This window comes from Phenylobacterium sp. SCN 70-31 (assembly GCF_001724605.1).
Classification (GTDB): Bacteria; Pseudomonadota; Alphaproteobacteria; order Caulobacterales; family Caulobacteraceae; genus Phenylobacterium.
In genome coordinates, this window is sequence record NZ_MEEX01000007.1 from 82,071 (window position 1) to 108,059 (window position 25,989).

Annotated in this window: 23 protein-coding genes; 11 read left to right on the plus strand and 12 right to left on the minus strand. The window is 68.9% G+C overall.

Annotated elements, in window-relative coordinates; translation table 11 throughout:
• Positions 1-7: 7 nt before the first annotated feature.
• Genes ABS78_RS07045 through ABS78_RS07055 form a run of 3 tightly spaced genes read left to right on the plus strand, consistent with a single transcriptional unit; the run spans position 8 to position 3,041 of the window.
• Positions 8-400, plus strand: a complete 393-nt coding sequence (locus tag ABS78_RS07045) for a hypothetical protein (RefSeq protein WP_293376450.1) — start codon at positions 8-10, stop codon at positions 398-400.
• Complete coding sequence (locus ABS78_RS07050) at positions 397-2,574, plus strand: molybdopterin cofactor-binding domain-containing protein (RefSeq protein WP_293376452.1); 2,178 nt, start codon at positions 397-399, stop codon at positions 2,572-2,574. Before ABS78_RS07045 ends, ABS78_RS07050 begins: the two co-directional genes overlap by 4 nt.
• 11 nt (positions 2,575-2,585) lie before the next feature.
• Positions 2,586-3,041 carry a (2Fe-2S)-binding protein gene (locus tag ABS78_RS07055; RefSeq protein ID WP_293376454.1) on the plus strand — a complete coding sequence of 152 codons (456 nt, stop codon included), beginning with the start codon at positions 2,586-2,588 and terminating at the stop codon, positions 3,039-3,041.
• Positions 3,042-3,062: 21 nt separating this feature from the next.
• Here ABS78_RS07055 and ABS78_RS07060 read toward each other — a convergent pair whose 3' ends face one another.
• Genes ABS78_RS07060 through ABS78_RS07075 form a run of 4 tightly spaced genes read right to left on the minus strand, consistent with a single transcriptional unit; the run spans position 3,063 to position 9,331 of the window.
• Positions 3,063-4,532 carry an aldehyde dehydrogenase gene (locus tag ABS78_RS07060; protein WP_293376456.1) on the minus strand — a complete coding sequence of 490 codons (1,470 nt, stop codon included), beginning with the start codon at positions 4,530-4,532 and terminating at the stop codon, positions 3,063-3,065.
• Between the two features lie 12 nt (positions 4,533-4,544).
• Positions 4,545-6,272 (minus strand): thiamine pyrophosphate-binding protein, encoded by a 1,728-nt coding sequence (locus ABS78_RS07065; protein WP_293376458.1) that lies wholly within the window; start codon positions 6,270-6,272, stop codon positions 4,545-4,547.
• Positions 6,269-7,741, minus strand: a complete 1,473-nt coding sequence (locus ABS78_RS07070; RefSeq protein WP_293376460.1) for an MFS transporter — start codon at positions 7,739-7,741, stop codon at positions 6,269-6,271. The genes ABS78_RS07065 and ABS78_RS07070 overlap by 4 nt, the downstream gene beginning before the upstream one ends.
• 45 nt (positions 7,742-7,786) lie before the next feature.
• Positions 7,787-9,331: an FAD-binding protein gene (locus ABS78_RS07075; protein ID WP_293376462.1), complete on the minus strand. Its 1,545-nt coding sequence runs from the start codon at positions 9,329-9,331 to the stop codon at positions 7,787-7,789.
• 102 nt (positions 9,332-9,433) lie between these two features.
• On the opposite strand from ABS78_RS07075, the gene ABS78_RS07080 reads away from it, so the two are divergent.
• Together ABS78_RS07080 and ABS78_RS07085 are read left to right on the plus strand one after the other, a co-directional pair.
• On the plus strand, positions 9,434-10,126 hold the full coding sequence (locus tag ABS78_RS07080; RefSeq protein WP_293376464.1) for a hypothetical protein: 693 nt from the start codon (positions 9,434-9,436) through the stop codon (positions 10,124-10,126).
• A gap of 73 nt (positions 10,127-10,199) precedes the next feature.
• Positions 10,200-11,057, plus strand: a complete 858-nt coding sequence (locus tag ABS78_RS07085) for an alpha/beta fold hydrolase (RefSeq protein WP_293376466.1) — start codon at positions 10,200-10,202, stop codon at positions 11,055-11,057.
• A 79-nt stretch (positions 11,058-11,136) separates the two neighbouring features.
• On the opposite strand, the gene ABS78_RS07090 is transcribed toward ABS78_RS07085, so the two are convergent.
• From ABS78_RS07090 to ABS78_RS23900, 3 genes are read right to left on the minus strand one after another with little or no spacing between them, the layout of a single operon-like run.
• On the minus strand, positions 11,137-11,265 hold the full coding sequence (locus tag ABS78_RS07090; protein WP_293376468.1) for a hypothetical protein: 129 nt from the start codon (positions 11,263-11,265) through the stop codon (positions 11,137-11,139).
• Positions 11,262-12,464, minus strand: a complete 1,203-nt coding sequence (locus ABS78_RS07095) for a CoA transferase (RefSeq protein WP_293376470.1) — start codon at positions 12,462-12,464, stop codon at positions 11,262-11,264. Before ABS78_RS07095 ends, ABS78_RS07090 begins: the two co-directional genes overlap by 4 nt.
• On the minus strand, positions 12,461-12,880 hold the full coding sequence (locus tag ABS78_RS23900; RefSeq protein ID WP_363082818.1) for a flavin reductase family protein: 420 nt from the start codon (positions 12,878-12,880) through the stop codon (positions 12,461-12,463). Before ABS78_RS23900 ends, ABS78_RS07095 begins: the two co-directional genes overlap by 4 nt.
• A gap of 186 nt (positions 12,881-13,066) precedes the next feature.
• On the opposite strand from ABS78_RS23900, the gene ABS78_RS07105 reads away from it, so the two are divergent.
• Positions 13,067-13,501: a VOC family protein gene (locus tag ABS78_RS07105; protein WP_293376474.1), complete on the plus strand. Its 435-nt coding sequence runs from the start codon at positions 13,067-13,069 to the stop codon at positions 13,499-13,501.
• Positions 13,498-14,205, plus strand: coding sequence for a glutamine amidotransferase (locus ABS78_RS07110; protein WP_293376476.1), 708 nt, complete (start codon positions 13,498-13,500; stop codon positions 14,203-14,205). Before ABS78_RS07105 ends, ABS78_RS07110 begins: the two co-directional genes overlap by 4 nt.
• A 26-nt stretch (positions 14,206-14,231) precedes the next feature.
• Here the strand turns inward: ABS78_RS07110 and pepN are convergent, their stop codons facing one another.
• The 3 genes from pepN to ABS78_RS07125 all read right to left on the minus strand — a co-directional run bounded on the left by pepN (position 14,232) and on the right by ABS78_RS07125 (position 19,346).
• On the minus strand, positions 14,232-16,811 hold the full coding sequence (gene pepN, locus ABS78_RS07115; RefSeq protein WP_293376478.1) for an aminopeptidase N: 2,580 nt from the start codon (positions 16,809-16,811) through the stop codon (positions 14,232-14,234).
• A complete protein-coding gene (locus ABS78_RS07120; RefSeq protein ID WP_293376480.1) occupies positions 16,808-17,803 on the minus strand; it encodes a dipeptide epimerase in 996 nt (331 codons plus the stop codon). The genes pepN and ABS78_RS07120 overlap by 4 nt, the downstream gene beginning before the upstream one ends.
• Positions 17,804-17,912: 109 nt before the next feature.
• Positions 17,913-19,346: an MFS transporter gene (locus ABS78_RS07125; RefSeq protein WP_363082822.1), complete on the minus strand. Its 1,434-nt coding sequence runs from the start codon at positions 19,344-19,346 to the stop codon at positions 17,913-17,915.
• A gap of 125 nt (positions 19,347-19,471) precedes the next feature.
• On the opposite strand from ABS78_RS07125, the gene ABS78_RS07130 reads away from it, so the two are divergent.
• From ABS78_RS07130 to ABS78_RS07145, 4 genes are all read left to right on the plus strand, one after another.
• Positions 19,472-20,872 carry an amidase family protein gene (locus ABS78_RS07130; protein WP_293376484.1) on the plus strand — a complete coding sequence of 467 codons (1,401 nt, stop codon included), beginning with the start codon at positions 19,472-19,474 and terminating at the stop codon, positions 20,870-20,872.
• Between the two features lie 155 nt (positions 20,873-21,027).
• Positions 21,028-21,603 carry a TetR/AcrR family transcriptional regulator gene (locus tag ABS78_RS07135; protein ID WP_293376486.1) on the plus strand — a complete coding sequence of 192 codons (576 nt, stop codon included), beginning with the start codon at positions 21,028-21,030 and terminating at the stop codon, positions 21,601-21,603.
• A gap of 142 nt (positions 21,604-21,745) precedes the next feature.
• The gene (locus ABS78_RS07140; RefSeq protein ID WP_293376488.1) at positions 21,746-23,080 is read left to right on the plus strand and encodes an aspartate aminotransferase family protein; all 1,335 of its coding nucleotides are present in this window, start codon (positions 21,746-21,748) and stop codon (positions 23,078-23,080) included.
• Positions 23,077-24,207, plus strand: a complete 1,131-nt coding sequence (locus ABS78_RS07145; RefSeq protein ID WP_293376490.1) for a P1 family peptidase — start codon at positions 23,077-23,079, stop codon at positions 24,205-24,207. The genes ABS78_RS07140 and ABS78_RS07145 overlap by 4 nt, the downstream gene beginning before the upstream one ends.
• A 36-nt stretch (positions 24,208-24,243) precedes the next feature.
• Here the strand turns inward: ABS78_RS07145 and ABS78_RS07150 are convergent, their stop codons facing one another.
• On the minus strand, positions 24,244-25,644 hold the full coding sequence (locus tag ABS78_RS07150; RefSeq protein WP_293376492.1) for a serine hydrolase domain-containing protein: 1,401 nt from the start codon (positions 25,642-25,644) through the stop codon (positions 24,244-24,246).
• A 40-nt stretch (positions 25,645-25,684) separates the two neighbouring features.
• Positions 25,685-25,975, minus strand: a complete 291-nt coding sequence (locus ABS78_RS07155; protein WP_293376494.1) for a DUF1330 domain-containing protein — start codon at positions 25,973-25,975, stop codon at positions 25,685-25,687.
• Positions 25,976-25,989 lie beyond the last annotated feature (14 nt).

A 25,989-nucleotide genomic window follows, 5' to 3' on the forward strand; every position in this document is an offset into this window, starting at 1 on the left:
TCCGCGCATGAAGCCCTCCGTGTTTCTCCTGACGGCCACGCTGGTTCTGGCTTCGGTCGCCCAGGCTCACGCCCAGACTCCGGCCCAGGCGCCCGACGCGGTGCTGGGTAAGCGTATGTGGATCCAGTGCCGGGCCTGTCACGCCGCAAAGCCGGGGGAGCCGCCCAAGGCCGGTCCCAGCCTGCACGGAATCTTCGGAGCCAAGGCGGGGACGAAGACCAGCTTCGCCTATTCGCCGGCGCTCAAGGCTTCCGGTATCGTCTGGACCGACAGGACCATGGACGACTTCATCGCCAGCCCCGCCAAGGCCGTGAAGGGCAACCGCATGGGCTATGCCGGGATGCCGAACGCCAGGAACCGCGCGGCGCTGATCGCCTTCATGAAGGCGGAAACCCAATGACCCGGATCGCCGCCAAGACCGCGCCGGCCGTGCGGCCCATGTCCCGCCGCGAGTTGATGGGCTGGGGCGGGGCGGTCCTGGCGGGTCTTTGGGCGCCGACGGCGGCGTTGGCAGCCGGAGGGGAGACACAGGCCGGCAGCGACCTCGTGGGCCTCTACCTCTCGGTCGGGCCGGACGACCTCGTGACGATCCAGATCCCCGCCACCGAGATCGGGCAGGGCGTGACCACATCGCTGGCCCAGATCGTCGCCGAGGAGATGGACGCGGACTGGAGCAAGGTTCGCTTCGCCCTGTCCGGAGCCGGAGAGCCCTATGCCAATCCCGCGAAAGGGTTCCAGGGCGTCGGCCGCTCCATGAGCATCCGGGGCTATTGGCCGCTGCTGCGGCGGATCGGGGCGACCGCGCGCCAGCGGCTGGTGGCCGCCGCCGCTCAAAGGTGGTCCGTGCCGGCCGATCAGATCGAGGTCGCCGACAGCGTCCTCCGGCACAGGGCCAGCGGGCGTACGCTGACCTTCGCGGCGGTGGCCCAGGACGCCGCTGCAGGGCCGATGCCGCAGAACGTGATCCTGAAGGACCCCTCGACCTTCAGGATCGTGGGCGCCAGCCCCGAGCGCCTGGATCTTCCCGAAAAGGTCGACGGGACGGCGATCTACGGCATCGACGTGACGCTTCCGGACATGCTGAACGTCGCCGTCGCCACCGCGCCGGTCGTGGGTGGCAGGCTGGAAAGCTACGACGAGGCGGCGGTGAAGGCCTCGCCGGGCGTGCGAGCGGTGGTGAAGACCGAACTGGGTCTGTCGCCGGGCCTGGCGGTTTGCGCCGACAGCTGGTGGCAGGCGTCGAAGGCGCTGCAGCTGGCCGAGCCGAAGTGGGGCGACAGCCCGTACGCCGCGATGAACACCGAAGGCCTCACGAAGGACCGCCTCGCGGCCCTGGAAGGACCGGGCCTCACGGTCCGGGAGACGGAGGGCGGCGTCGCCGAGGCGCTCGCCGGCGACGGGGTTCTGGCGGGCGACTATCAGGCGCCGTATCTCGCGCACGGCTGCATGGAGCCGATGACCGCGGTCGTGCACGTCCAGGCGGACCGCTGCGAGCTGTGGGTCGGCGCTCAGGGCCAGATGCGCGTCCGCGACGCGGTGGCGGCGCAACTGAACCTGCCCAAGGACAAGGTGACCGTGAACACGCTGCTGGCCGGCGGCGGCTTCGGACGGCGCTGGCAGATCGACTACGTTCAGCAGGCGGTGGAGATCGGCAAGGCCGTGGGCCGTCCGATCAAGCTGATCTGGAGCCGGGACGAGGATCTGATGCACGACTGGTTCCGGCCGGCCGTGTCGATGCGCTACCGGGCCAGGCTCGCCGCGACGGGCGAGCCCGCAGCGCTCGAAATCAAGGTGGCCGGCGACTCCCTGCTGGAATGGGGCAAGCCGCGTCCGGCGACGCCGAAGGCCGACGCCACCTCGGCGTCCGGCATTTCGGACCAGCCCTATGCGATCCCGGCTTTCCGCGCCGCCAGCACGACGGTCGCGACGCCGATCCCGGTGGGCATGTGGCGATCGGTCGGCCACTCGCAGAACGTCTTCTTCATGGAAGGCGTGATGGACGAACTGGCCGTGGCGGCGAAAGCCGACCCGCTGGCCTATCGCCGCAAGCTGCTGGCCGACCATCCGCGGTTTCTGACCGTGCTGGACCGGGTCGCCAGGCTCTCAGGGTGGGACACACCCAAGGCCAAGGGTGTCGGCCGGGGCGTGGCGATCAGCGAGGGCTACGGCTCCATCGTCGCCGAGGTGGTGGAACTCGAGGTCCGGTCGGACGCGGAGATCAAGATCCGCAGGATCTCCTGCGTCATCGACTGCGGGCGGGCCGTCTCGCCGGACGGCGTGAAGGCGCAGATGGAGGGGGGGATCATCTATGGTCTTTCCGCCGCGCTGACCGGGGATGTCACGTTCGAGAACGGAGAGCCCCAGACCCGCAGCTTCGCCGACAACATGCCCCTGATGCTGAGCCAGACGCCGGAGATCCTGGTCGAGGTGCTCCACTCCGACGCGCCGATCGGCGGAGCGGGCGAGCCGGGCACGCCGTGCGTCGCGCCGGCGCTGCTGAACGCCTACCACGACGCCACGGGCAGACGTCTGCGCAGCCTGCCCCTGGCCCGCGCCGGCGTCATGGCCGTCTGACGGAGTTCGTGATGAAGACCTTCAAGCTCACCGTGAACGGCGTGGCGCACAACATCACGGCCGATCCCGACACGCCGCTGCTCTGGGCGTTGCGCGAGCAGTTGGGGCTGACGGGGACCAAGTACGGCTGCGGCGTCGGCGTCTGCGGCGCCTGTTCGGTGATCCTCGAGGGCGATCTGGTGCGCGCCTGCGTGGTGCGTCTGGAGGACGTGGCCGGCATGTCGGTGCGCACGATCGAGGGGCTGTCGAAGGACCGCTCGCATCCCGTCCAGAAGGCCTGGATCCAGGAGCAGGCGCCTCAGTGCGGCTACTGCCAGTCCGGCATGGTGATGGCGGCCGTGCACCTGCTGGAAGCCAATCCCAGGCCGACAGACGCCGACATCGACGGCATCACCAACATCTGCCGCTGCGGGACCTATCCCCGGATTCGCAGGGCGATCCACCGGGCCGCGGGCGCCAAGCCGTGATCGCCCGGCGCGTGCGCCGTCTCAGCCGAGGCCCAGGCGTTGCAGCGGCGCGCGGCTCTTGCGGATCGTGACCGTCTTCTCCCGGGTGTAGAACTGCTCGCAGGCCCGACCGCCCTCGGCGCCGACCCCCGATTCCTTGAAGCCGCCGAACGGCGCCCGCAGTTCGCGCATCATGGGCGTGTTCACCCAGACGACGCCCGATTCCAGTCGCTCCTGAGCCTCCATGGCCAGCATGAGGTCCTGGGTCCAGACATAGCTCACCAGGCCGAACTTGGTGGCGTTGGCGAGGGCGTAGGCCTCTTCGGGCGTCTCGAACGTCAGGATCGAGGCGAACGGGCCGAAGATCTCGTCCTGGCAGGCCGAGATGTCGTTGGACGGCGCGGCGATGATGATGGGGTCGATGTAATAGCCACGGTCGAACTTCGTCGAACGCTCTCCGCCCAGCAACACCCTGGCCCCCTCGGTCCTGGCCTGGGCGGCGAACGACAGCACGCGGTCGCGGTGCGGGGCCGAGGCCAGCGGACCCAGTTCGACCGTGGCCGAACGCGGGTGGTCGATACGCAGCTTGCGAGCGCGCTCGACGAACGCTTCGATGAACCGGTCGGCGATGGAACGCTGAACCAGGATGCGCGAACCGGCCAGGCACTGCTGGCCGTTGTTGGTGAAGATACCCAGGAGCGCTCCGTCGAGGGCGGTCTCGAAATCGGCGCTCTCGAAGATGATGTTCGCCGACTTGCCGCCCAGCTCCATGGTGCAGGGCTTCAGATGGGCGCCGGCGGCCGACATGATCGCCTTGCCCGTGGTGGTGCCGCCCGTGAACGAGACGCGGTCGACCTGGGGGTGAACCACCAGGGCCTGGCCGGTGATCGCGCCGCGGCCGTTGACCAGATTGATCACGCCCCGCGGCGTGTCGGCCTGCTGCAGGACCTCGACCAGCCGGGTGACGCCGAGAGACGCCTGTTCGGAGGGCTTGATCACGCAGCTGTTCCCGAAGGCGATGGAGGCGGCGATCTTCATGCCGCCCAGCGCGATCGGCGCGTTCCACGGGGCGATCAGCCCGGCGACGCCCACGGATTCACGGCGGACCAGCGTGAGGAAGGCGGGGTCCTGCTCGTAGATCTGGCCTTCGGCCTGGCCGATGTAGTCGGCGAAAAAGCGGAAGTTGTGCGCCGCGCGCTTCACGTGCCGGCCGTGGGCCTGGGCGAGCGGGATGCCGGTGTTGGACGTCTCGAGGTCGGCCAGCTCGTCGGCGTTGGTGTCGATCAGATCGGCCATCTGGCGCAGCACCTTCTGGCGTCCTTCGACGCTGACGGTGCGCCATTCGGCGTAGCCGGCGACGGCGGCCCGGACCGCCTGGTCCACCACGGCGGCGTCGGCTTCCTGAAGCTGGGCGACCGCGTCCTCGTTGGCCGGATCGTAGACCGACTGGACGACGTCTCCGGCGACGCGGGTGTCGCCGATGATCGCGGCGGGGATGGCTTGGACGCTCATGGGCAGGACTTCCTAGAGAACGGCCGGCGTCGCGGCGCCGCCCGGTTTGGCCATGTCTTCGAAGGCCACGGTGACGACCCGGGGGTCGGTCTTGCGGGTCGCGCCGGCCATGGGATCGGTGATCACGTTGAGAACATATGGCCCTTCGGCCGCCAGCATGCGATCGATCGCGGCCGGGACCTCCGCGCTGGCTTCGACACGCTCGCCGCCGCACCCGAAGGCGTGGGCGATCAGGTGATAGTCGGCCTGGCCCAGTTCGCAGTTGAAGGATTCGCCCAGCGCCTTGAGGTGGCCGTGCTTCTCGGTGCCCCAGGCGCCGTCGTTCGAGATGATCACGGCCAGCTGCAGCCCGGCGAGCTGGGCGCTGTTCAGTTCGCTGCAATAAAAGCCGAACGAGCCGTCGCCGGTCACCAGGATCACCGGGCGAAGGGGCGAGCCATCCGCATCGGCGGCCTCGCGGGCGGCGGCGGCTGCGCCCAGCGCCAGCGGCGTGCCGACCCCCATCGAGCCGAACGGATAGTGGTCGAGGAAGGCCCCGGCGCGAGGCAGGCGCAGGGTCCCCAGCATCCAGTTCTGGATGTCTGCGCCGTCGCCCACATAGATCGCGTCGGGCGGCCAGCGGTCCATGAGCCGACGACAGAGGCTCAGCGGATGGATCGCGCCGTTGCCCTCCACCTCCAGCTCGGCGATCCGTGCGAGCCGCACGGCCATCGCCGCGTTGACCCAGCCGGTGTCTCGAGGGGCCGGCGCGCCCACGGCGGCGCACAGGGCCTCCAGCCCCAGGCGGGCGTCGGCGACGATGGGCGCGTCTATGGGGCGGTGACGGCCGATCTCCTCGGCCACCGTGTCGATCTGAATGAACTTCACGTCGGGCGAGAAGCGTGGCGCGCGGCCATAGCCGAACCGCTGGCCCAACCGGACGCCGACGCACAGGACCACGTCCGCATCCCGTGCGGCCACCTGCGCCAGGGGCCAGCCGAAGCCCAGGATGTGGTCCTCGGGCGCCAGGCCGCGTCCCTGCGCGTGGCCCATCACCGGCGCGCCGAGGGCCTCCGCAAGCTGTCGCAGCGCGGGCCCGGCGCCTGAGCGATAGGCCCCGCCGCCGACCAGGATCATCGGCCGGCGGGCGGCGAGGAGCAGGGTCGCCGCGGCGTCGATGGCGGAGGTCTCAGGCGCCGCGGGCGGGATCGGGAGCACGGTCTTGGCGAGCGGCGCCGCGGCGCTCACCTGGGCGCGACCGAACTCCTGGCGGACACCCAGCACCGCGACGCCGGTTCGGCCTGTGGCGGCCTGGTGAAAGGCTTCGGCCAGATATTCCGCCACCCTGTCCGGGCTCGGGACGTTGCGCACCCACTTGGCGATCCCGCGCGCAAGCGCCAGGGGATCGTCCTCGGCCTCGTGATGCGCCTCGATCCAGCTCCCGGGCCGGGTGGACACCAGCACCACGACAGGCGTGCCCGCCTTCTGCGCCGTGACGATGCCGGTGACGGCGTTGGCCAGGCCCTGTTCGTCCTTGATCAGCGCCACGCCGACCTTGCCGGACACTCGGGCGAACCCGTCCGCCGCACAGACCGTCGCGGTCTCGTGCCGGGTGGAGACCACCCGCACCCCGTCCGCCGACAGGCTTCGCAGCAACTGGGTGTGGGCCGCGCCGGACAGGGCGAAGACCGTGCGAACATCTTGCCGGGCGCATTCTCGCGCCATGGCCTCTCCGCCGGATATGGTGGGCGTCGCGCTCATGCCGGTCGGTCTCCATCGCCCTCGGGCTCCTCGCCGTCGATCCGCGAGGAAATCAGTGACAAGCCCATCAGTCCGATCACGAGGAACGCCACGATGGGGACGATCCCCGCCTGCTGCGACTGGAAGATCCCGGTCGCGAGACCCACGACCATCGGCGCCAGCCAAGACGTGGCGCTGCCGGCCAGCGCGTAGAGGCCGAAGTAGGCGCCCGTCTCGCCCGGCGGCGAGATCCGCGACAGGAAGCTGCGGCTGGAAGACGACAGGGCAAGCGAGAGGAAGGCGATGGCGATGGCGATGCCCAGGAACAGCCATTCGGGCGGACTGGAGAACAGGGCGTCGTCGCCGACTGCAGGTCCGTCGTAGGTCCAGAAGAACAGCATGCGCGTCGGGCTGGTGCCGATCATCGCCAGAACCAGGACGACCATGCCCACGAGCTGGAGCTGGACGGCGCGCTTGCAGCCCAGCTTCTCGTCCAGCCAGCCTGCGAACATGGCGCCCCACGCGCCGGCGAACATTCGCAGGATGCCCAGGATCAGCAGCTGGATGCCGCCCCAGCCCATGACGCCCGCGGCGTAGACGCCGCCGAACATGACCAGCGCGGTGGCGCCGTCGGCGTAGATCATGCGGAAGAACAGAAAGATCGCGCCTTCGCGGTTGCCCTTCAGCCGGGTCGGCAGGCTCACGAGGTAGCGGGCGCTATCGGCGACCGCCGCCGAGAACTTCGCGTGGACCTTCGGGGCGTCGTTGGCCAGCCACAGCAGGGGCAGCACCGCCAGGAAGATCATCGCGCCCGCCAGCGGCCCGGCGATGCGCGCATTCTCGAACTTGCTCACGTCCAGGCCGAAAAGGGGCTCGTTCGGGACCCAGGCCCAGTCCAGGCCCGGACGGGCCGGAAGGGAGAAGGCCCAGAGCGCGAAGGTCATGACGAGCACGCCCGACAGGCTGCCCACCGCCGAGCCGAAGGACGAAACCCGATGCACGGTCTTGCGGTCGGTCTGCAGCGGCATCAGCGAATTGTGCAGCACCTCGGTGTAGGAGTAGAGCACCTTCACGACCGCGATGATGACGACGAGGGCGGCCACCGACAGGCCCAGGCCTCCCGGGATCGCCCACCACAGGCTGAACAGCAGGATCGCCATGAGGCCGGTGCCGAGCGCCAGCCAGGGCTTGCGGGGTCCAAGGGCGTCCAGGGTCGCGCCCAGCAACGGCGCGGTGAAGCCGGCGAGCAGCCCCGAGATCGTGCCGATCAGCGCGACGTAGGCCTGACCCTGAACCGGGTCGCCCACGACCTGGGTGGCGAAATAAGGGATGAAGACGCTGATCGAGATCAGCGCGACATATGGAATGCGTCCGGCCTCCGCCAGCGCCCAGCCCAGCGCCGGAACGCCGATCCCGAAGAGCTTCGGGGCGGGCTTTTCGTCTTCGGCCGCCACCTGTTCCGCCATGATGTCCCCGCCGTTACGCACCATTGATGTCTTAAATTAGATACAAGTCGCGAGGTCGTGTCCACCGCCCTAGGCGGGTTGGCGCGCGCGTTCGGCCAGGCGCCTTCCGAGCAGGCGCCCGAAGGTCAGGGCCGGAGTCACCATCATGCCGCCGCAGGTGGCGCGGCCCATCAGTTGGCCGGAGCCCAGGATCTCGCCTGCAGCATAGAGGCCTGAGATGGGGGCGCCGTCCCTGCGGATCACCTGGAGGTCCCCGTTGACCGCGACCCCAGCCGCACTGCTGACCGGGGCGCCTTGCTGGCGGATGGCGTAGAACGGACCCGTCCCCAGGGGGCGCGGCAGATGCCGGCGGCCCAGGAAGTCGGCGCCCGTCGTCACGCCGTAGTTGTAACCGTCGACCGACGCCTTGAGCCGTACGGGGTCGATGCCGATGGTCGCCGCCAGCGCCACCAGCGTGTCGCCTTTGTAGAAGTTGGGGCGACCGTCGAACGCGGCGGCCATCTGCTCGCGGGTCCAGCCCGCCATGAGCGGCGGGGCGTTGTCGAGGACGCCCTGGTCGAAGACGATCCAGTAGCGCTCGCCGGGCTGGCCGAGCAGGGCGTTCTCGCGAGCGTCGATGCTGGGCAGGTCCTCGCGGACGAAACGCTGGCCCAGGGCGTTGACGTAGATTTCCCAGGGCGCGCGGCGGTCGGGATAGGTCACGGCGCGGCCGGCCAGGGGCGAGGGCAGCGAGGCCGTCTCCAGCACGTAGCCGAAGTTGATGAAGAAGTTCTCGACCCCGCGCAGGTGTCCGCCCGCCGACAGCGCCAGCCGATGGCCGGCGCCGCGCGCATAGGGGTAGGGCAGGGTGGTGTAGAGATCCCGCCCGCAGATCTCGCGGTACATTTGCGGGTTGGCGTTGTAGCCGCCGCTGGCCAGCAGGACGGACGGTGCGGTGAAGGCGTGGGTCACGCCATCGGCGCTGCGGGCGGTGACGCCGGTGACCGCCCCCGTCGTCCCGATCGAGAGGGCCTGGACCTCGTGTTCGAGGCGTATGTCCACCCGGCCGGCGTCGACGTGGCGTTGCAGTTCGGTTTCCAGGACGCGGCGGATGGAGTGTCCCTTGTCCATGCCCCAGAGGTAGCGGGCCTTGCCGTAGGGCTCGTGGCCGATGCCCTTCGTCGGCGCGACCGGGTCCGGCTCGAAGCCGAGGTCGGTCAGCCAGTCGACCGTCCCGGCCGCATTCCAGATCGCCAGGCGCACCAGCGCCGCATCGGCCGTCCCGCGGCTCAGTCGCATCACGTCGGCGAAGTGGTCCTCGGGCGAGTCCTCTATGCCCTTTTCCTTCTGAAGGCGTGTGCCCGCCGCGCTCATCTGGCCGTTGGCCACGTGCAGCGATCCGCCCAGCTTCGGGCTGTGCTCGAGCAGCAGCACCCTGGCGCCGGCCGCCGCGGCGGTGATCGCGGCCGGAAGGCCCGTGCTGCCGCCGCCCATCACGATGAGGTCGAACGCATCGGACGAGGAGGAGGACAAAGAGCGTTTGGCGGGCGACGAGGACTTCATGGCGGCCTGAGCGACCGTGGGCGCGGTCGCCGCGCCGACGACGAGGCCTCTACGAGTCAGGTCAGTGCTCATGTTGTATTTATAAAGAGGCGTGTGGAGGTGGATGGCAAGTCATACTTGCCAAGCCGCTCGCTCAATATGTACGCATTTGGAAACAACAATCGGGGCTTGCACATGCCGGCAACAAGGATCGTCGCGGGGCGGATCGACATCGTCGAGCCGGGCGAGGCGCCCAGGCCCTATGAGCGGTTCGTGATCACGCTGAACCCCGACGGCGGTCGCACGCTCCGCACGGTCACGCGGTCGCCCGCCGGCGATCTGCTGCGCGACGTCAACATGATGGTCGACCGGGACTGGCGCCCGGTCGAGGGCGTGGGTCGGCTCTTTCTGAAGGGCGAACTGGCGGGCACGGTGCTGCGGCGCGTGTTCCCGGGCCGGCTGGATTCCTACTACTGGCGACCGGGCGAGCCCATGGACCACGCCGTGCTGGAGGCGCCCGCCAACATGACCCTGGGCTTCCACCCAATCACCGGCGACGCCTGGAAGACCAACCTGATGTCCACCGACCATGCCGAGCCGCAGGAGGTCGTCGTCTACACGGTGTCCAACACCTGGTTCGGAGGGACGCTCGGGCATGGGCATCTGCTGCGCAGCAGCGCGGTGTACGAAGGCCGGGAGGATCTCGAGCTGCCGGTGGGCGTGGTCCCCACCGAGCGCTTCCTCTGGACGCCACGGCCCGGAAAGGAACTGCGCATCTGGCGGACGGGCGAGGCGCGCCTTCTGGCTCGGATGGAAGTGGTGTCGGGCGAGCGGCCGGGATCCTGCTATCAACTGGCGGCCGTCGAGGAGGAACTCGTCGCGGAATGATGGCCGCAGGACCTTCGGGCGGCGGGCCGCGACCGACGCTTGACGCCGGCATGCGCCGGGTCGGGAGCTTTCGATGACCGCGAATCCGCGAGACATCGCCCCGGCCGTGGTCCGGCGGGCCTATCTCGACAGCCGTTGGGGCCAGACACACGTCCGGATCTCGGGGGCTCGGGGACTTGGCCCGCCACTGCTGCTGCTGCACCCGACGCCGAAGTCGGGGTGGATCTACGAGACCCTCATGGGCCGTCTCGGACACAGGTGCTTCGCCATCGCGCCGGATACGCCGGGCTATGGGGCGAGCGATCCGCCTGCGCGACCGGCCTCGATCGAAGATCTCGCCCTCGCGATCATGGAGGCCGTGACGCCGTTGGCGCCGGAGGGATCGGTCGATGTGATGGGGTATCACACCGGCTCGGTCCTGGCGGTGGCCCTGTCCCGGCTGTATCCGGAACGCGTCCGCCGCCTCGTCCTGACCTCGTTGCCCGCCTACGACGCCCCCACCCGCGCCGCCAAGCTGGAAGGTCTCTCGTCCTGGCCGGCTCCGGAGATCGAGGGCGGCCATCTCGGACGTCTGTGGTCGATCATGCGCGCGCGCACCCATCCGGCGCTCGGAGCGGACTGGCTGCACGCGTCCTTCGCCGAAAACCTGCGTCCCGGTCGGCGCGGCCCCTGGGGCTACGCTGCGGTCTATGGATACGACCTGATCGCCGCGCTTCCGCTGATCGGCCGTCCGACCCTCGTCCTCAACCCGGAGGACGACCTCCATGCGGTGACGGCAGCCCACGCCGCCCTCATCCCCGGGGCGGCGTACATGGAACTTCCCGGCGCACGCCACGGCGTGTTCGAACACCATGCGGCGGAGGTGGCCGAGATCGTGACGGGCTTCCTGGCGTCCGCGGATCGCCCCGAGACTCAGTCCCACCCAAGGTGAGCGCGGAGGTGGTGGGGCGCGTGGGCGACATCGTCCCGCGGCCGGACTGTCGGCGCGGGACTGACGACGGCCTCGCTGCTCAGTCGAGCCGTCGCAACGTGGCCGGGATGTTGCGGCGCGAGACCCAGTCCCCCGACGGGTTCGAGGTACAGGTGATGCCGTAGCCGGCGCAGCGATCCTTGGAGGGGTCGGCGAGGGCCGCGCTCATGCGGCGTCTCCGTGAATGGCGGAGTCCGCGGGACCGGCCAGGCCCAGCTCGCGCCGCACCTCCTCGGTGTGCTGTCCGAGCACAGGGGGCGTGGCCTGGTCGTCGGGAGCCGGGCGGCTGAAGCGGACCGGCGGCCGCATCTCGAAATAGGGGCCGACGGCCTCGTGCTCGCGACGGCGGAAGAAGTCGGTCGCCACCAGGTGCGGGTCCTGCTGGATGTCGGCCAGGTCGCGGACCGGGGTCGCGGGGATCGAGGCGGCGTTGAGCGCCTGGAACCACTCGGCGCTGGTGCGCTGGGGGGTCAGGGTCGCGAGGATCTGGTAGAGCGCGCCCAGGTTGGCGGCCCGGTCCTCCGGTGTCGCGAGCCCCGGCTCCTGGAGCACGTCCGGCCGGCCGGTCATCTCGAACAGCTTGATCCAGGCGTCGTCGTTGTAGGGCACGATGGCGATGTGGCCGTCGGCGGTGGGGAAGGGCTGGCGGTCCGGGTCCACCTGCCGGAAGTAGCCCACGGGGCCGGTCGGGGGATCGAAGGTCAGGCCGAACAGGTGCTCCTGGAGCAGGAAGTGCACGAAGGTCTCGAACATGGCGACCTCGACGAACTGGCCCTCGCCGGTCCTGAGCCGGTGGATGTAGGCGGCCAGCAGGGCGTAGGCGGCGTGGAGGCCGGCCACCTTGTCGGCGATGGCCGAGGGCACATAGCGCGGCCGTGGGTCTCCATCGACCATGCTCTGCATGCTGGTCATGCCCGAGGCGGTCTGGATCACGTCGTCATAGGCCTGCAGGCCGCCATAGGGACCGTCCGAGCCGAAGCCGACGCAGTGCAGGTAGATGATCTGCGGGTTGATCGCCTTCACGGCGTCGTAGTCCAGGCCCAGGCGGCTGATCGCCGAGGCGCGGACGTTGTGGATGAAGACGTCGGCGTCCTTCAGCAGGGCGTGCATGACCGCGAGGTCGGCCTCGGCCTTGAGGTCCAGCGCGACCGACCGCTTGCCGCGGTTCAGCGACATGTACACCGGGCCCATCATGGGGTTGCGCTCCGTCACGCCGGCGAAGCGCGAGCTGTCGCCGGCGGGAACCTCGACCTTGGTCACCTGGGCGCCCAGGTCGGCGAGGGTCAGGGTGCAGTAGGGACCGAAGATCACCGAGGTGAGGTCGACGACCTTCAGGCCTTCCAGCATGCGGGTCTGGGTGTGGGTCATTGCGGCCTCCCGAGGATCGTCGAGCCATAGAGGCCGTCGGCGTAGATCAGCGGGTCGACCTCGCCATGCACCCGCACGCTCAGCACCCGACCGACGAAGACGCCGTGGGTGCCGTAGTGGAACTCGCCGTCATGGCGACAGCAGACCACCGCCTGGGCGTCGGAGAGCCAGGGGACGTCGTCGTCGATCCACGCGCCTTCTCCGAACCGGGCCTCGCCCTTCACCGGACCGTTGCAGCGGTCGGCCAGGTGCTTCTGGGCCCGGCCCAGGATATTGATGTTGAAGTCGGCGCGCGCGCTGAACGCGGGGGAGATCGAGGCCGTCCTGTTGATGCAGACCGAGGCGTGTGGGCTCCAGGGCGACCGATCTTTAGGGACAGCGACGAGCGTGGCTGCATGCGGCGCCGATCTCCGCACGGCGACGATCGAGGCGAATGGAGCGCCGCCCTGACGTCCCGTCCGGAGGGCGTGGCGGCGGCCGTTGACGACAAGGCTGCGAAAATATAAGCGATGATCATATGTCGCCGGCGTCGGAACTGGCGGGTCGGCGGCGGGATCCTGGCGTCCTGGAATCCTCGCGCCAGTGTGAAAGGGGAACTGCTCATGAACCAAAGTTCGCTCGCACCCTTCCACCTGGCGTTCCCCGTGCATGATCTGGCGGCGGCCCGCGAGTTCTACGGCGGGCTGCTCGGGCTGCCGGAAGGGCGCAGTTCCGATACCTGGGTCGATTATGATCTGTTCGGCCATCAGATCGTGGCGCACCTGAAGCCCGGGTGGAGCGGCGCCGAACGGAACCACCACAACCCCGTCGATGGCCACGACGTGCCGGTGCCGCATTTCGGGGTGGTCCTCGAATGGAATGCGTTCCACGAGTTCGCCGATCGCCTTGCCGCCGCCGATGTGGCGTTCGTGATCGCGCCCTATGTCAGGTTCGAGGGGCAGGTCGGAGAGCAGTCGACGATGTTCTTCCTCGATCCTTCGGGCAACGCACTGGAATTCAAGGCTTTCCGCAACCCGGAACAGTTGTTCATGACATGACGGGGCGTCGCGCCATCGCGCTGCGCCATGTCCACTTCCAAGACCTCGGTGTCTACGCCGGGGTTCTGGCGGCGGCCGGATACGAGGTGGACGTCCAGGACGTCGCCGCCGCTGGGGCGTTGCAGTTCCGAGCGCTCGATCCCGACCTGTTGCTGGTGCTGGGCGGCCCTGTAGGTGTCTATGATCAGGACGCCTATCCCTTCCTGGTGGAACAGCAAGCCCTGCTGTCGGAGCGCATCGCGGCGGATCGCCCGACCTTCGGTGTTTGTCTCGGCGCTCAACAGATGGCGGCGGCGATGGGCGCGCGCGTCGCGCCGATGGGACACAAGGAGATAGGCTTCGCGCCGCTGGACCTGTCGGTCGCCGGCGCGGCGGGGCCGCTTCGCCATCTCGCGGGGACCTCGGTGCTGCACTGGCATGGCGATATGTTCGAGATACCGCAGGGCGCCCAGCGACTCGCCGCCACGTCCCGGTGCGCCAATCAGGCCTTCGCGAGAGGCCCGCGCATTCTCGGCCTACAGTTCCATGCCGAGGTCGACGTCTCGCGCGACCTTGAGCGGTGGTTGGTGGGCCATGCTGTCGAACTCGCGACGAGCGGCATAGACGTCGTCGGCTTGCGCTCAGCGGCGGTGGGCCGCGCTGTGGCGATGGCGGCGGCCGCGCGCGAGATGTTCGGGGCGTGGCTGGACGGGCTCCGGGCCTGAACCCGCCTTGCTGCGGCGGCGGCCGATCAGTCGCCGAGGCTGCGGCGGACCACTTCCTCAAGGCCCGCGGATATGTCCGGTGTTTCGATCACCCGTCGCAGTGCGGCGCGCATCAGATCGCGCCGAGGCGCGGAATAGCGCCGCCATTGGTCGATCTGAGCCATGAGGTACCCCGGCCTTCCCGAGCCGCGCCGGTCGGCGGCGATCAGGCGATCGGCCAGGAACGCGTAGCCCTTTCCGCTCAGATCGTGGAACATGACCCGGTTCTGCCGGAAGAAGCTGCCGAAGAACGCCAGGTTGCGCGACGTGTTGTCGGGGGCGAGGTCGGGATGGTCCGCAAGCCCGACGATCTCGTCGACCGCGCCGGGGGCGCGCGACAGCGCCATCGCCTTGAACCACTTGTCCACGAGCTGCGGCTCGTCCCGGCGCCGTGCGTAGAACGCCTGGAAGGCGGCCGTCCGCAACGGCGTATCGAGATGTGACAGGATGCAGAGCGCCTCGAAGGACTCGGTCATCGACGGGCCCTCCGTCACCTGGGTGAAACAGGCGTGGGCGGCGTGGGGGTCGCCGTCCGCGACCAGCAGGTCCAGGGCGGCGTTGCGCAACATCCGGCCGCCGACGGCGGCGTTGGTCAGGTCCGACGGCGCCCAACGGCCTTGCGCCTGATAGACGGCCTGAATCGCGGGCCGGAAGCGTCGGCAGATTTCGCCGCGCAGGAAGGCCCGGGCCGCCATGTGCCCGTCGAGATCGACCTCGGGCAGGCCCTCGCTGAGGACGGGTTCATCCGGGACGCCCAGGAGCAGCGCACGCAGGCGCGGGCCTCGCGTCTCGTCCCGCAGCACTTGGCCGAACGCGGATTCGACGACGTCGGAGAGCTGGAGCGGAACGCCCTGACGCCAAGCGGCCGCCAGACGTCGGATCTCGTTGATGAGCAGGGTCTGAAGGCTGTCCCATGCCACGAACGGATCGTCGTCGAAGGCCGCGAGGCACGCCAGTTGGGCGGCGTCGTGCGCACATTCGAGGCTCACGGGGGCCGAGAAGCCGCGCAACAACGACGGAATTGGTTCGACCGGTACGTCCGCGAACTCGAACGTCTGCTCCCAGTCCTTCAACTCGCATAGCGTCTCGGCGCCGAGCCGGACGCCCTCCGGCGAGACCAGCGCCACGGAGACGGGCATATGCAGCGGCTGGGCTGCGGGTGAGGCCGGTGTCTGGCGCAGGGTCAAGCGATAGGCGCGCGCCTCCGGGTCGTAGGACCCATGCGCCGCCAGACGCGGCCGGCCGGGCTGGGTGGCCCACCGCCGGAACTGGCCGAGGTCGACGCCGCATGCGTCCTCGGCCGCCGCGAACAGCGCCTCGAGTGTGACCGCCTGCCCGTCGTGGCGCGTGAGATAGAGCCGGATCGCCGCCACGAAGCCTTCGGGGGTCAGGATCGTGCGCAGCATGCGCAGGACCTCGGCGCCCTTCTCGTAGACGGTGTTGGTGTAGAAATTCTCGATCTTCACGAAGGCCGGCGGCTGGATCGGATGTGCGGCCGGTCCGTCGTCCTCCGGGAACTGGTTGCGCCTCAGGGCCCTGACCTGATCGATCCGGTAGACGCCGGATTCGAGCGCATCTTCCATGAAAAGCTGGTCGCGCAGCCGCGTGAGGCCTTCCTTGAGGCTGAGCTGGAACCAGTCGCGGCAGGTCACACGATTCCCGGTCCAGTTGTGGAAAGCCTCGTGACCCACGATGCGGCGGACGAGTTCGTAGTCCTCGTCGGTGGCCACGCTCGGTTCGGCGACGATCAGATCGACGCCCAGGAAGTTGAGGCCCTTGTTCTCGTGGGCGCCGGCGTAGGCCGGGATCGCCACGACGCCATAGCTGTCGAGGTCGTACTCGAGTCCGAACACGGCTTCGTCCCACGCCAGGGCGGCCTTCAACGCCTCGAGGGCGTAGCCACACCGGTCGATGTCGCGCGCCGTCGCGTAGACCGTCAGCTCGACGGAACGGCCGGACGCCGTGCGGTGTCGGCCCGCCAGCGCCGCCATGTCGCCTGCGAAGGCGGCGAAGATGTAGGTCGGCTTCGGGATCGGGTCGCGGAAGGTTCTCCAGTGGCGACCGCCGACCGAGCCCTCGTTCACGCAGGCGCCGTTCGAGAGCAGCAGCGGGAACCTCGCAGCATCCGCCGACAGCGTCACCGTGTAGGGCGCGAGGATGTCCGGGCGATCCGGGAAATAGGTTATCCGCCGGAAGCCCTCCGGCTCGCAGTGGGTGAGCAGAAGCCCCTCGTGGAAGAAGAGGCCCTGTTTGCTGGTGTTGCCGGAAGGCTGGAGCGCGACGGTCGTCTCCAGTTCGAAGGTCTCGGAGGGGGGCTTGACGGTCAGGCGCTCCGGAGACGCCTGCAAGTCGCCGGGTGCGATGGCCTGTCCGTCTAGGCGGGCGGCCACCAGGCGCAGGCCGCGACCGTCGAGCACAAGATCCTGAAGAGGCTCGCCCGCGCGAAGGCGGTAGCGGATCCGGGCGGTCACGAGGGTTTCGTCGGGGTCGAGTTCGAACCGGAGATCGACCGACTCCACGTCGTAGGGATAGGGCCGGTAGTCGGCGAGTCGGACCATCGCCGTCATGCTCTCGCTCCGCCCCACAGGCGCGCCTTCATCCGGTGCAGGCGTCCCTCGCGGTACTCCATGGCGTCCGCTCGGTCGTCGAGCAACAGCGCGGGGCCATCGAGGTCCAGGTAGTCGGCGAGGGCGCCCACGACGTAGGCGGGCGCGGCGCCGAGCGACGTCGGACCGCTGCAGCCGACCATCAGCGAGAGCCCCCGAGCCTTCGCGGCCCGGGCAAGCTCGAGGGCGGGCGTCAGGCCTCCCACCTTGTCGAGCTTGATGTTGATGGCCTGATAGCGCTCCGCCAGGCGGTCCAGATCCGTCAGGTCGCGGCAGCTCTCGTCGGCGCACAGCGGGATGGAGCAGCGGTATCCGGCGAGCGCGTCGTCGGCCTGGTGATGCAGAGGCTGTTCTATCAGCGCCACTCCGAGTTCGGCGAGCGCGGGCGCGAGCCGTTCGAGCCCCGGCAGGTCCCAAGCCTCATTGGCGTCCACCAGCAGCCGCACGCCCGGCGCGGCGGCGGCGATCGCCGAGACGCGAGCCAGAACGTCCTCCTGGTCGGCCTTGATCTTGAGGACGCGATATCCGTGGGCGACGGCGCGGCGGGCGTCGGCGCACATCTTGTCCAAGTCGTTGATGCTCACCGTCATGTCGACCTCGAGCGACGCCGGCGCAGCGACGCCCGTCAGCGTCCAGATGTCCTTTCCCGAGGCCTGGCATTCCAGGTCCCAGAGTGCGCAATCCAGGGCGTTGCGGACGGCCGTGCCGGGGACGAGATGCGCCAGGTCCGCCCGGCTCGGTGAGTGGCGCAGCACCTCGCGCGCCGCTTCGAAGCCGGCGCGAACGTCGTCGGCCGTCTGACCGTATTGCGCGAGCACGCCGCACTCGCCGCGGCCGTAGCGCTCGCCGTCCTTCACGATGGCGACGAACAGGGGGGAGTGGACACTTGCCCCGCGTGCGATGCGGAACGTCTCCGCATAGGGCCATTCCTGGTAGACGTAGATCAGTTCCATCGCGCGGTTCAGTCCTTCCCGAACTCGGTGGGCACGGTCGAAATATAATCAGCGATCACATTTTCGGGTCAAGTGGCAAGGGCGGCTTGCGTATCGATGGCGGGGTGAATCATCCCTGGGCGATCGCTTCCTGCGCGCCGCGGGCCGCGCGTTGCTGCAGGCGTCGCTGGATGACGCCCTGCCGCCGACGGTCGATCGGGAAGCGCCAGGCCAACACCGCCATCGACAGATGGAAGACGGCGGGTATGCCCATGTAGGTGAGGAGCAGGCCGGTGGTGGCGGCCGGGGTGTTTTCACCTCCGACGTTGTAGTCGGCCAGGTCCAGCAGGTTGAAGGCGATCGCGCCGCCTGTGGCTATTGCGATCTTGATCAGCAGCATCTGGAACGCGAACAGGTTTCCGGCCTTGTTGCCACCACTCTTGAGCGTGTCGTAGTCGATCACATCGCTCAGGACGGCGCCGGGCAGGAAGTTGGCCGGCGAGCTCAGGAAGCCGCGCACGACGACCAGGCAGAGGATGGGGATAAGCGCCGCTTCGCCCCGAGGCAGCAGCAGCACGATCGGGGAGAGCAAGACGGGCAGGCCGATGCACAGGGCCCAGGCCCGATGGCGGTCCACGCGCTGAAGGATGCGCGACCAAACCGGCAAGGCGATGATCCCCGTGAGGAACAGGGCGCCCATGATCAGCGCATAGAATGAGCCGAGGCCCATGTACTGGGTGTAGAATATGAACGAGCAACTCAGCACCACGCCCTGGCCGAGCCCCCAGAGCATGGTGATGCCGAAGAAGATCTGCGCTGGCCTCGAGCGCGCTATGGTCCGCAGCACGTCGATGAAGCGCGTCCGCTTCTGCTCCACCCTGTCGCCGCGTGGGACGACCGCCATCGAGGTCAGCACGCCGATCGGCATGGCGATCACGTAGATCCAGGCGATCGCGCTGAGCGTGCCGCCATCGATTTCAGACCGCCCGATCAGAAGGCCCATGGCGATGGGCAGCAGATAGAAGCTCAGGGAGCCTGCGATGTTGAAGCCGCCGACGTAGACGCCGATCCTCGTGCGCTCCTGGTAGTCCCGGCTGATCTCCGCGCCCCACGCGGCCCGCGGAACCTCGAACATCGTGAAGCCTGTGTAGAGGACCTGGGACCAGACCAGGAAGTAGACCCAGGTGGCCGTGCTGGGGGGTGAGAACAGTTGGAACACGGCGAGGGCGCAGAAGACGATGGCGCCGATCATCCAGGGTTTACGGTGGCCAAAACGTGTCCCGTAGCGATCGGACACATAGCCCATCAGCGGGTCGTTCAAGGCGTCGATGATGCGGCTGGCCGCGGCGATGGTGCCGATTTCGGCCAGGGTGACGTTGGTGTTGGCGGCGTAGTAGGTGGGCAGGATGGCGTAGACCGGCGATGCGATCAGCGCGTGCGTCATCGCGGGGAATCCGAAAGCCACGAGCTGGGTCGTGGTGAGCCCTGCGCCGGGTTCCCGCCTGTCGCCACGCGTCATTGCCGCCCCCGTCTGCCTGAGCGATCGGATGTTAGCGGCGATCATATGTTTGGCAAGCGAGCCGTGATGGGCCGCGCCGCGGCGGCCAGAAAAATATAAGCGATGATTACTTTATTGACTCCGGCGCCTGGGCCGCGACATTTGCGTCGAGCAAGTGTGGAGAGCCGGGTATGCGAGACGCCGCCGAGACTGCCGAACTCGTCCGTCGGGGAGACCTCAGCGCCGTTGCGCGCGTGCAGGAAGCGCTGGACGCGATCGCCCGATCCAATGCGGCGTTGAACGCCTTCATCCGCGTGGATGCCGAGGGCGCTCTGCGTGAGGCGGAGATGATCGATCGACGTGTGGCGCGCGGCGAGGATCCCGGCCTTCTCGCGGGAGTGCCGGTGGGCGTGAAGGATATGGAAGCGTGCAAGGGGTTCCCCATCACGCAGGGTAGCTGGTTCCTGCGGGATGCTGCGCCGGAGGTGGCGGACTCGCGGCACGTGGCTCGTCTTCGAGCGGCCGGCGCCGTGATGATCGGTATGACCGCTTCCGCCGAATTCGGGATGGATTCGGCCACCAACACCCGTCTCTGGGGCGTCACCCGCAATCCGTGGAACCTGGCGGTGACCCCGGGCGGAAGCAGCGGCGGCTCTTCGGCGGCCGTAGCGGCGGGGCTGACCCCGCTGGCGACGGGCACGGATGCCGGCGGTTCGATCCGCGAGCCGGCGGCCTTCGTCGGCATCGTGGGTCTCAAGCCCAGCCACGGCCGCATTCCGAAAGGAAACGGCTTTTCGAACTGGTCGGTGCACGGCGCGCTCGCGCGGACGGTTCGTGACGCCGCGCGTCACCTGGATGTGGCGGGCGGCCCCGACGACGGCGACCGGCAGTCGCTGCCGGCCGTCGGCTACAGGTATGAGGACGTGATCGAGACCCTGGATGTGCGCGGTCTGAAGGCAGTGTGGTCGCCGGACTACGGCTATGCGCCGGTCGAGGCCGAGGTGGAGGCGATCGCCCGCGCGGCCTTCGAGCGACTTGTGGCCGCCGCCGAGCTGGTGGAGGTCACCACCGATTTCCGGCCGGTGAACATCTACCCGCACTGGGGGGCGATCTTCGGGGCGACGTTGGAGCAGGACTTCACCCGCGACGGCATTCTGCCGGACGGCTACGACATGCTCTCCGACTGCGTGAGGCGGGTGATCGATCGGATCCGCGCGCGGCGCCAACCCGTCGATGTCGGCGCGTCGTGGAAGGAGGTGCATCGGCTCGAGCAGCAGGTGGCGGCGTTCTTCAGCGAGCACGACCTTCTGATCTCGCCGTCGACCTCGTGCCGCCCCTATGCAGCGGACGGCGCGCCGCCGCGTGAGATCGAGGGGCGGGACGCCTCGCAGACCGGCGCGGAACCGTTCGGCATGCTTGCGAACGCCTGCTGGAATCCGTCGATCTCCATTCCGGCCGGTTTCACGTCCGATGGTCTTCCCGTCGGGTTGCAGATCGTGGCTCGGCGCCACCGTGACGATCTGGCGCTTCGACTGGCGCGGATCGCGGAGCTTGCCGCGCCCTGGCCATTCCCCGAGTTTCCCAAGGGCTGAAAGACGCGCCACGGTGCTTGTCCGGCGCGTCGAATTATCTGATAGATGCTTACATTCCGATCCCTGGACCCGCGTCTCTCAGTTTGTCGACTCCGCCCGAAACCGATGGCCGAAACGCGGTCGCCCAAGAGGCGAAGCCGTATCACAAGGGCAATGTGCCGGCCCTGTTGATGGCGGCCGCGGAACGTGTCCTGCAAACCGAGAATGTGGAGGATGTGAGCGCGCGGCGACTCTGCCGCGAAGTGGGCGTCACGTCGGCCAACTTCTACAACCACTATCCGAGCCTCGACTATCTGCTGCTGGAGATCGCGGCCAAGTACTTCGAGGGGCGTACCCGCGAGCGCCGACGCCTGCTGAAGCGACGCTTGCCGCGCGAGGAGGCCATGATCGTGGCTGCGCAGAGCATGGTCGAATTCGGCATCCGGCATCCGCAGATCCTCCGGCTCACCTTCGGTCAGATCCGCGACCCGAGCATCAATCCGAACTTCGTGAGGGCGTCGGACGAGGGGTTCCGTATCCTGGTGCAGATCGTCCAGGGGGAAGACGTCTACACACCTGACGATCTCGAGCTTGCTCACAGGCGTTGCCAGCCCACCTACGGCTTCATGGCCTTCATGTACGGCGTCGCCTACCTCCTGACGCGCGAGGTGATCGCCAATCCGGAAGGGACCCGGGCGGCGCGCCGACGCTTCGTGGAAGATCTGACGCGGAGCGTCATCCGCGGCGTTTAGGCTGCGCCTCCAATTCGCAATGTCGTTGGCCGACGTCGCACCGCCCCACCGCGGGCGAGAACGCTTGCCTGGCGTCCGGGTAAAATGTATACACCGATCATATTGAAATATGTGCATCGCCTATATTGGGCGGGAGGTTGCCTTGTTTCCCGACGAAAGTTCCGCCTCCTGGGCGTTGCATCAGCGCGCGCTCCGGACCTTGCCGGGCGGCAACTCACGCCACACGGTTCATGTCGAGCCTTACCCCCTCTACGCCGTGCGCGGCGAAGGGGCGCGGATCATCGATGCGGACGGGGTCTCGCGGCTGGACTGCATCAACAACTATTCGTCGTTGATCCACGGGCACAACCATCCCGAGATCGTCGCCGCGATCTCGCGGCAGGCCGAGCAGTTGATCGCGGTGTCCATGCCGACGGAGGCTGAGGTCGAGCTGGCGGAGATCGTCTGCGATCGCCTTCCGGGGGTCGAACAGATCCGGTTCGCCAACTCCGGCACCGAGGGTGTGATGATGGCGATCCGCGCCGCCCGCGCCTACACGGGTCGGCCGCTCATCGCCAAGATCGAGGGGTCGTACCACGGGAGCAGCGAGACGGCGGCGGTCAGCTCGACCCCCGGTGCGCCGGACTGGGGGCCCGACGACGCGCCGTGCGCTGTCGCCGAGTCCGGCATCGGCCCGGGCGCCGCCGCCGACGTCCTGGTGCTGCATATGAACGATGTCGAGGGCGGGCGGCGCAGGCTTCGCGCGAACGCCGGCCGGTTGGCCGGGGTGATCATCGACCCGCTCGTCAAGTATCTCCGCTACCAGGCGGCCTCGGCGGAATTCCTGGAGATGCTGCGGGAGGAGACGCGCGCGGCTGGCGCGCTTCTGATCTTCGACGAGGTCTACAGCCTCCGGCTGGGCTTCAACGGCGCGCAGGGTGCGGTGGGGGTCGTTCCGGACCTGACCGCCCTCGGCAAGATCATCGGCGGCGGCCTGCCGGTAGGCGCTCTCGGCGGCTCGGCGGAGATCATGACGACGCTGTTCGATCCCCGTGGCGGGCCCGCTCGGCTGGCTCACGGAGGCACCTACAACGCCAATCCTCTTACGATGGCGGCGGGGGCCGTGGCGATGCGCCTGTTCGACCGTGCCGCCTTCGACAGGCTGAGCGCCCTCGGGGATCGGCTCCGCGCCGGGTTGCGCGAGATCGTCAGCATCACAGGCGTCGAAGCCTATGTGCGGGGGCAGGCGTCTATCGTCGGGCTGTTCCAGGGGGCCGAGACCGGCCAGACCTACCGGGATGTCATGCGCGCTCGGCAGGCCAACGCCAACCTGGCGCCCCGGGTCGAACTCTTCTTCCGGCACATGCTGAACCATGGCGTCCTGATGGGGGCGCCGGGCTTCTTCGTGTTGTCGACGGCGTTGACGGAAGCCGACATCGACTTCGTGCTCGACCAGGCCCTTGCCGGGTTCCGGGCCATCCGTGGAGAAGCCGCATGACCCCCGAACATCTCAGAACGCCGAGCGGAAGGCTGCGCGCGCGGGGCGCCGGCGTGCCTTTCGTAGGAACCCCCGGGCCGTGGAACGCCATCACCGACGTACCTGGCGTCGAGGTGGGCTATTGCACGCTCATCCGCGGTCATGGGCCGCTGGTGGTCGGGCAGGGGCCGGTGCGCACCGGCGTCTCGGCCATCTTCCCCCGCGGCCGCGCCCGGCCCGAGGCTGGGGCCTACGCCGGCTATTTCAGTATGAGTGGCAACGGCGAGATGAGCGGCGCGGCGTTCGTCGACGAGCGAGGCCGGTTCGACGGCCCGATCACGATCACCAACACCCACTCCTGCGGCCTCGCCCGCGACGTCACCGCCAGATGGCTCTTCGCCAATCACGTCCCGGGGGAGAAGACGGACCAACCGTTCTACCTCCCTGTCTCGGCGGAGACGCACGACGGACCGCTCAACGACATCAACGGACATCATGTCCACCCCGAGCATGTGATCGCCGCGCTCGAGAGCGCCGCCAGCGGGCCGATCGAGGAGGGCAACGTCGGCGGCGGAGCCGGCATGCGCAGCTTCGAATTCAAGGCCGGCTCGGGCACGGCGTCCCGGGTCGTCGAATACGACGGGGTCGCCTACCGGGTCGGCGCGTTCGTGCAGTCGAATTTCGGCAAGCGACACCTGCTGCGGATCGCGGGCGTGCCCGTCGGGCTCGAACTGCCGATCGTCGACACCTCGCCGCCGGAATTCGGCTCCATCATCGGCATCGTGGCCACCGACGCGCCGATGGCTCCGCACCAGCTTCGCCGCATGGCCCGTCGCGCCGCCTACGGGATTTCCGCTACGGGAGGGATCGCCTCCAACGAATCCGGTGACCTCTTTCTCGCCTTTTCCACGGGCAACGACGCGGCGATGGCGCAGCACGACGGGCTCGTCACCGCAGCCTTCCTGGGCGAGGCGGGCATGAGCCGGTTCTACGAGGCGACGATCCAGGCCGTCGAGGAGGCGATCCTCAACAGCATGTTCGCCGCCGAGACGATGACCGGCATCAACGACTTCACTGTCCACGCCATCCCGGTCGACAAGGTGCGCGCGCTCCTGCAGCGCTACAATCGTCTCGCGGAGCCCGGCTGACGCCGACGGGCCGGGCTCGCGAGCGATGCCGACGTCTCAGGTCGCGGCGTCCTCGCGGACGGCGCGCAGGATCTCCACGTCGCCTTCGCCAAGGACCACGATGTCGCGCGCCCGGCCGTCCGGACCCATCGTGATGGCGGTTTCCGCTGGCGTCTGCTGGCCGAAGAACCTGCCGTTCTCCAGGTCGAGGAACATCTCGCGCGGGGGGAAGATCAGCCCTTCGATCCGGCTGTAGAGCTTGCCCTCCTCGGTCCAGATGTCGAGGTGGGGCGCCGACACGCCGGAGACCACACGATAGCGGCCGACGTAGAGGGCCTGTGTCTCGGGAGGCAGCTCGCGGATCCTGCGCGGAGGCGCGACGTCGGGCCAGCCGTAGGCGGCGGCCACCGCGTTGAGGAGCTCTGCGTGGAGAATGATCCCCAGGAGGGCGTTGGTGAGCACGACGACTCCATCACCACTCTCGAGGAAGCAGGTGGCGTTGCACTGGTAGCCGTCGTTCGATCCGCCGTGCCCGAAGCGCATCGCCGCGCCGCCCACCAGTTCCCAGCCCAGGCCGAACTGGCTGGAGCCCTGCCGGGTCATCATGGCGCGGGTGGCCTCGCGTCCGAGCAGGACGTTGTCCTCGCCGAGCCAGGCCCGGCGGCATTCGACCATGAAGCGGGCATAGTCTGGGGCCGACGTATAGACGCCGCCGGCGGCCAACTGCGGCGTATAGGTGAAACGGCGGGGGAGGGGGCGGCCCAGGGCGTCGTGACCGACGGCGGTGATGGCGTGAAACGCCTCGGGAAGCGGTTGGCCGAAGGTTGTCCGGCGCATGCCGAGCGGGTCGAAGATCCGCCGCCGCGCGAGGTCTGCGAAGCGCTCGCCGGTCAGTTCCTCCAGCATGAGCTCAACGGCGGTCGTGCCGCCGCCGGAGTATCGGACGCTGCCGCCGGGCGTCTTGTCGACCACCACCGGCGGGTTCGCAGCTGGCGGCCTCCCCGTAAGGGTCTCCAGGGGCGTCGGCCCGCGGGAGCCGGGGAAATCGCCGAAGCCGTGGACCGTCAGCCCCGCCGTATGAGACAGCAGGTGGCGCAGGGTCACGGGCACGGCGTCGGTGTAGGCGTTCTCGGGCACGCGCCATGCCTGCAGCACTTCGTTGACCGGCTGGTCGAGGCCGACGCGGCCCTCTTCCACGAGCTGCATCGCCAGCACCGCCGCTATGGGCTTGCTGATGGAGGCGCCTGCGAAGACGGTGTCGGCCTCCATCCGCCGGCCAGCCTCGGCTTCCCCGAAGCCGCCAGCGTCGGCCACCTCGCCGCCACGGATCACGCAGATCGCCGCGCCCGGACAGTTGTAACGCGCGAGGCGCTCCTCGATGGGGCGTGGGGTGTCCCGGCCGGCGATGGGATTGACGGGCAGGACATTGGCGGCGACGTGGGAGAGTTCGGATGCCATGGGGCCTCGGTGTGGCGGCAGGGCCGCGCTGGTGGAAAAGCTATTCGACGCCCTGGGCGGCGTAGAGGTCGATGACGGCGGCGCTGTCCCTCAGACGGCGCGCGGCCGGGTGGTCGTGCGGACGCCGACAGACGAGGGTGTGATCGAGGGAGTAGACTCCGATCGCGGTGTTACGGGGTCGCCCCGGACCTTCGAGTTCCGCCGGGCGCTCGCCGCGAGCCAGCACGCGTCCCCCGGCCGCGTCGATGGCGTCGGTCGCCGCCCAGGCACGGGCGGCGCAGGCCTCCGGATCGGTGACCGTCACGCGCGCGGTGATATGGCGTTCTGGCATCTGCTTGCTCCCGT

Bases quoted from the DNA above. Each gene is read 5' to 3' on its own strand.
- ABS78_RS07130 (WP_293376484.1), top strand. From the start codon at position 19,472: ATGCGAGACGCCGCCGAGACTGCCGAACTCGTCCGTCGGGGAGACCTC.
- ABS78_RS07155 (WP_293376494.1), bottom strand. From the start codon at position 25,975: ATGCCAGAACGCCATATCACCGCGCGCGTGACGGTCACCGATCCGGAG.
- ABS78_RS07080 (WP_293376464.1), top strand. From the start codon at position 9,434: ATGCCGGCAACAAGGATCGTCGCGGGGCGGATCGACATCGTCGAGCCG.
- ABS78_RS07125 (WP_363082822.1), bottom strand. From the start codon at position 19,346: ATGATCGCCGCTAACATCCGATCGCTCAGGCAGACGGGGGCGGCAATG.
- ABS78_RS07050 (WP_293376452.1), top strand. From the start codon at position 397: ATGACCCGGATCGCCGCCAAGACCGCGCCGGCCGTGCGGCCCATGTCC.
- ABS78_RS07075 (WP_293376462.1), bottom strand. From the start codon at position 9,331: ATGAGCACTGACCTGACTCGTAGAGGCCTCGTCGTCGGCGCGGCGACC.
- ABS78_RS07105 (WP_293376474.1), top strand. From the start codon at position 13,067: ATGAACCAAAGTTCGCTCGCACCCTTCCACCTGGCGTTCCCCGTGCAT.
- pepN (WP_293376478.1), bottom strand. From the start codon at position 16,811: ATGACGGCGATGGTCCGACTCGCCGACTACCGGCCCTATCCCTACGAC.
- ABS78_RS07145 (WP_293376490.1), top strand. From the start codon at position 23,077: ATGACCCCCGAACATCTCAGAACGCCGAGCGGAAGGCTGCGCGCGCGG.
- ABS78_RS07055 (WP_293376454.1), top strand. From the start codon at position 2,586: ATGAAGACCTTCAAGCTCACCGTGAACGGCGTGGCGCACAACATCACG.
- ABS78_RS07150 (WP_293376492.1), bottom strand. From the start codon at position 25,644: ATGGCATCCGAACTCTCCCACGTCGCCGCCAATGTCCTGCCCGTCAAT.
- ABS78_RS07070 (WP_293376460.1), bottom strand. From the start codon at position 7,741: ATGGTGCGTAACGGCGGGGACATCATGGCGGAACAGGTGGCGGCCGAA.
- ABS78_RS07090 (WP_293376468.1), bottom strand. From the start codon at position 11,265: ATGAGCGCGGCCCTCGCCGACCCCTCCAAGGATCGCTGCGCCGGCTAC.
- ABS78_RS07120 (WP_293376480.1), bottom strand. From the start codon at position 17,803: ATGGAACTGATCTACGTCTACCAGGAATGGCCCTATGCGGAGACGTTC.
- ABS78_RS07045 (WP_293376450.1), top strand. From the start codon at position 8: ATGAAGCCCTCCGTGTTTCTCCTGACGGCCACGCTGGTTCTGGCTTCG.
- ABS78_RS07065 (WP_293376458.1), bottom strand. From the start codon at position 6,272: ATGAGCGCGACGCCCACCATATCCGGCGGAGAGGCCATGGCGCGAGAA.
- ABS78_RS07060 (WP_293376456.1), bottom strand. From the start codon at position 4,532: ATGAGCGTCCAAGCCATCCCCGCCGCGATCATCGGCGACACCCGCGTC.
- ABS78_RS07085 (WP_293376466.1), top strand. From the start codon at position 10,200: ATGACCGCGAATCCGCGAGACATCGCCCCGGCCGTGGTCCGGCGGGCC.
- ABS78_RS07110 (WP_293376476.1), top strand. From the start codon at position 13,498: ATGACGGGGCGTCGCGCCATCGCGCTGCGCCATGTCCACTTCCAAGAC.
- ABS78_RS07095 (WP_293376470.1), bottom strand. From the start codon at position 12,464: ATGACCCACACCCAGACCCGCATGCTGGAAGGCCTGAAGGTCGTCGAC.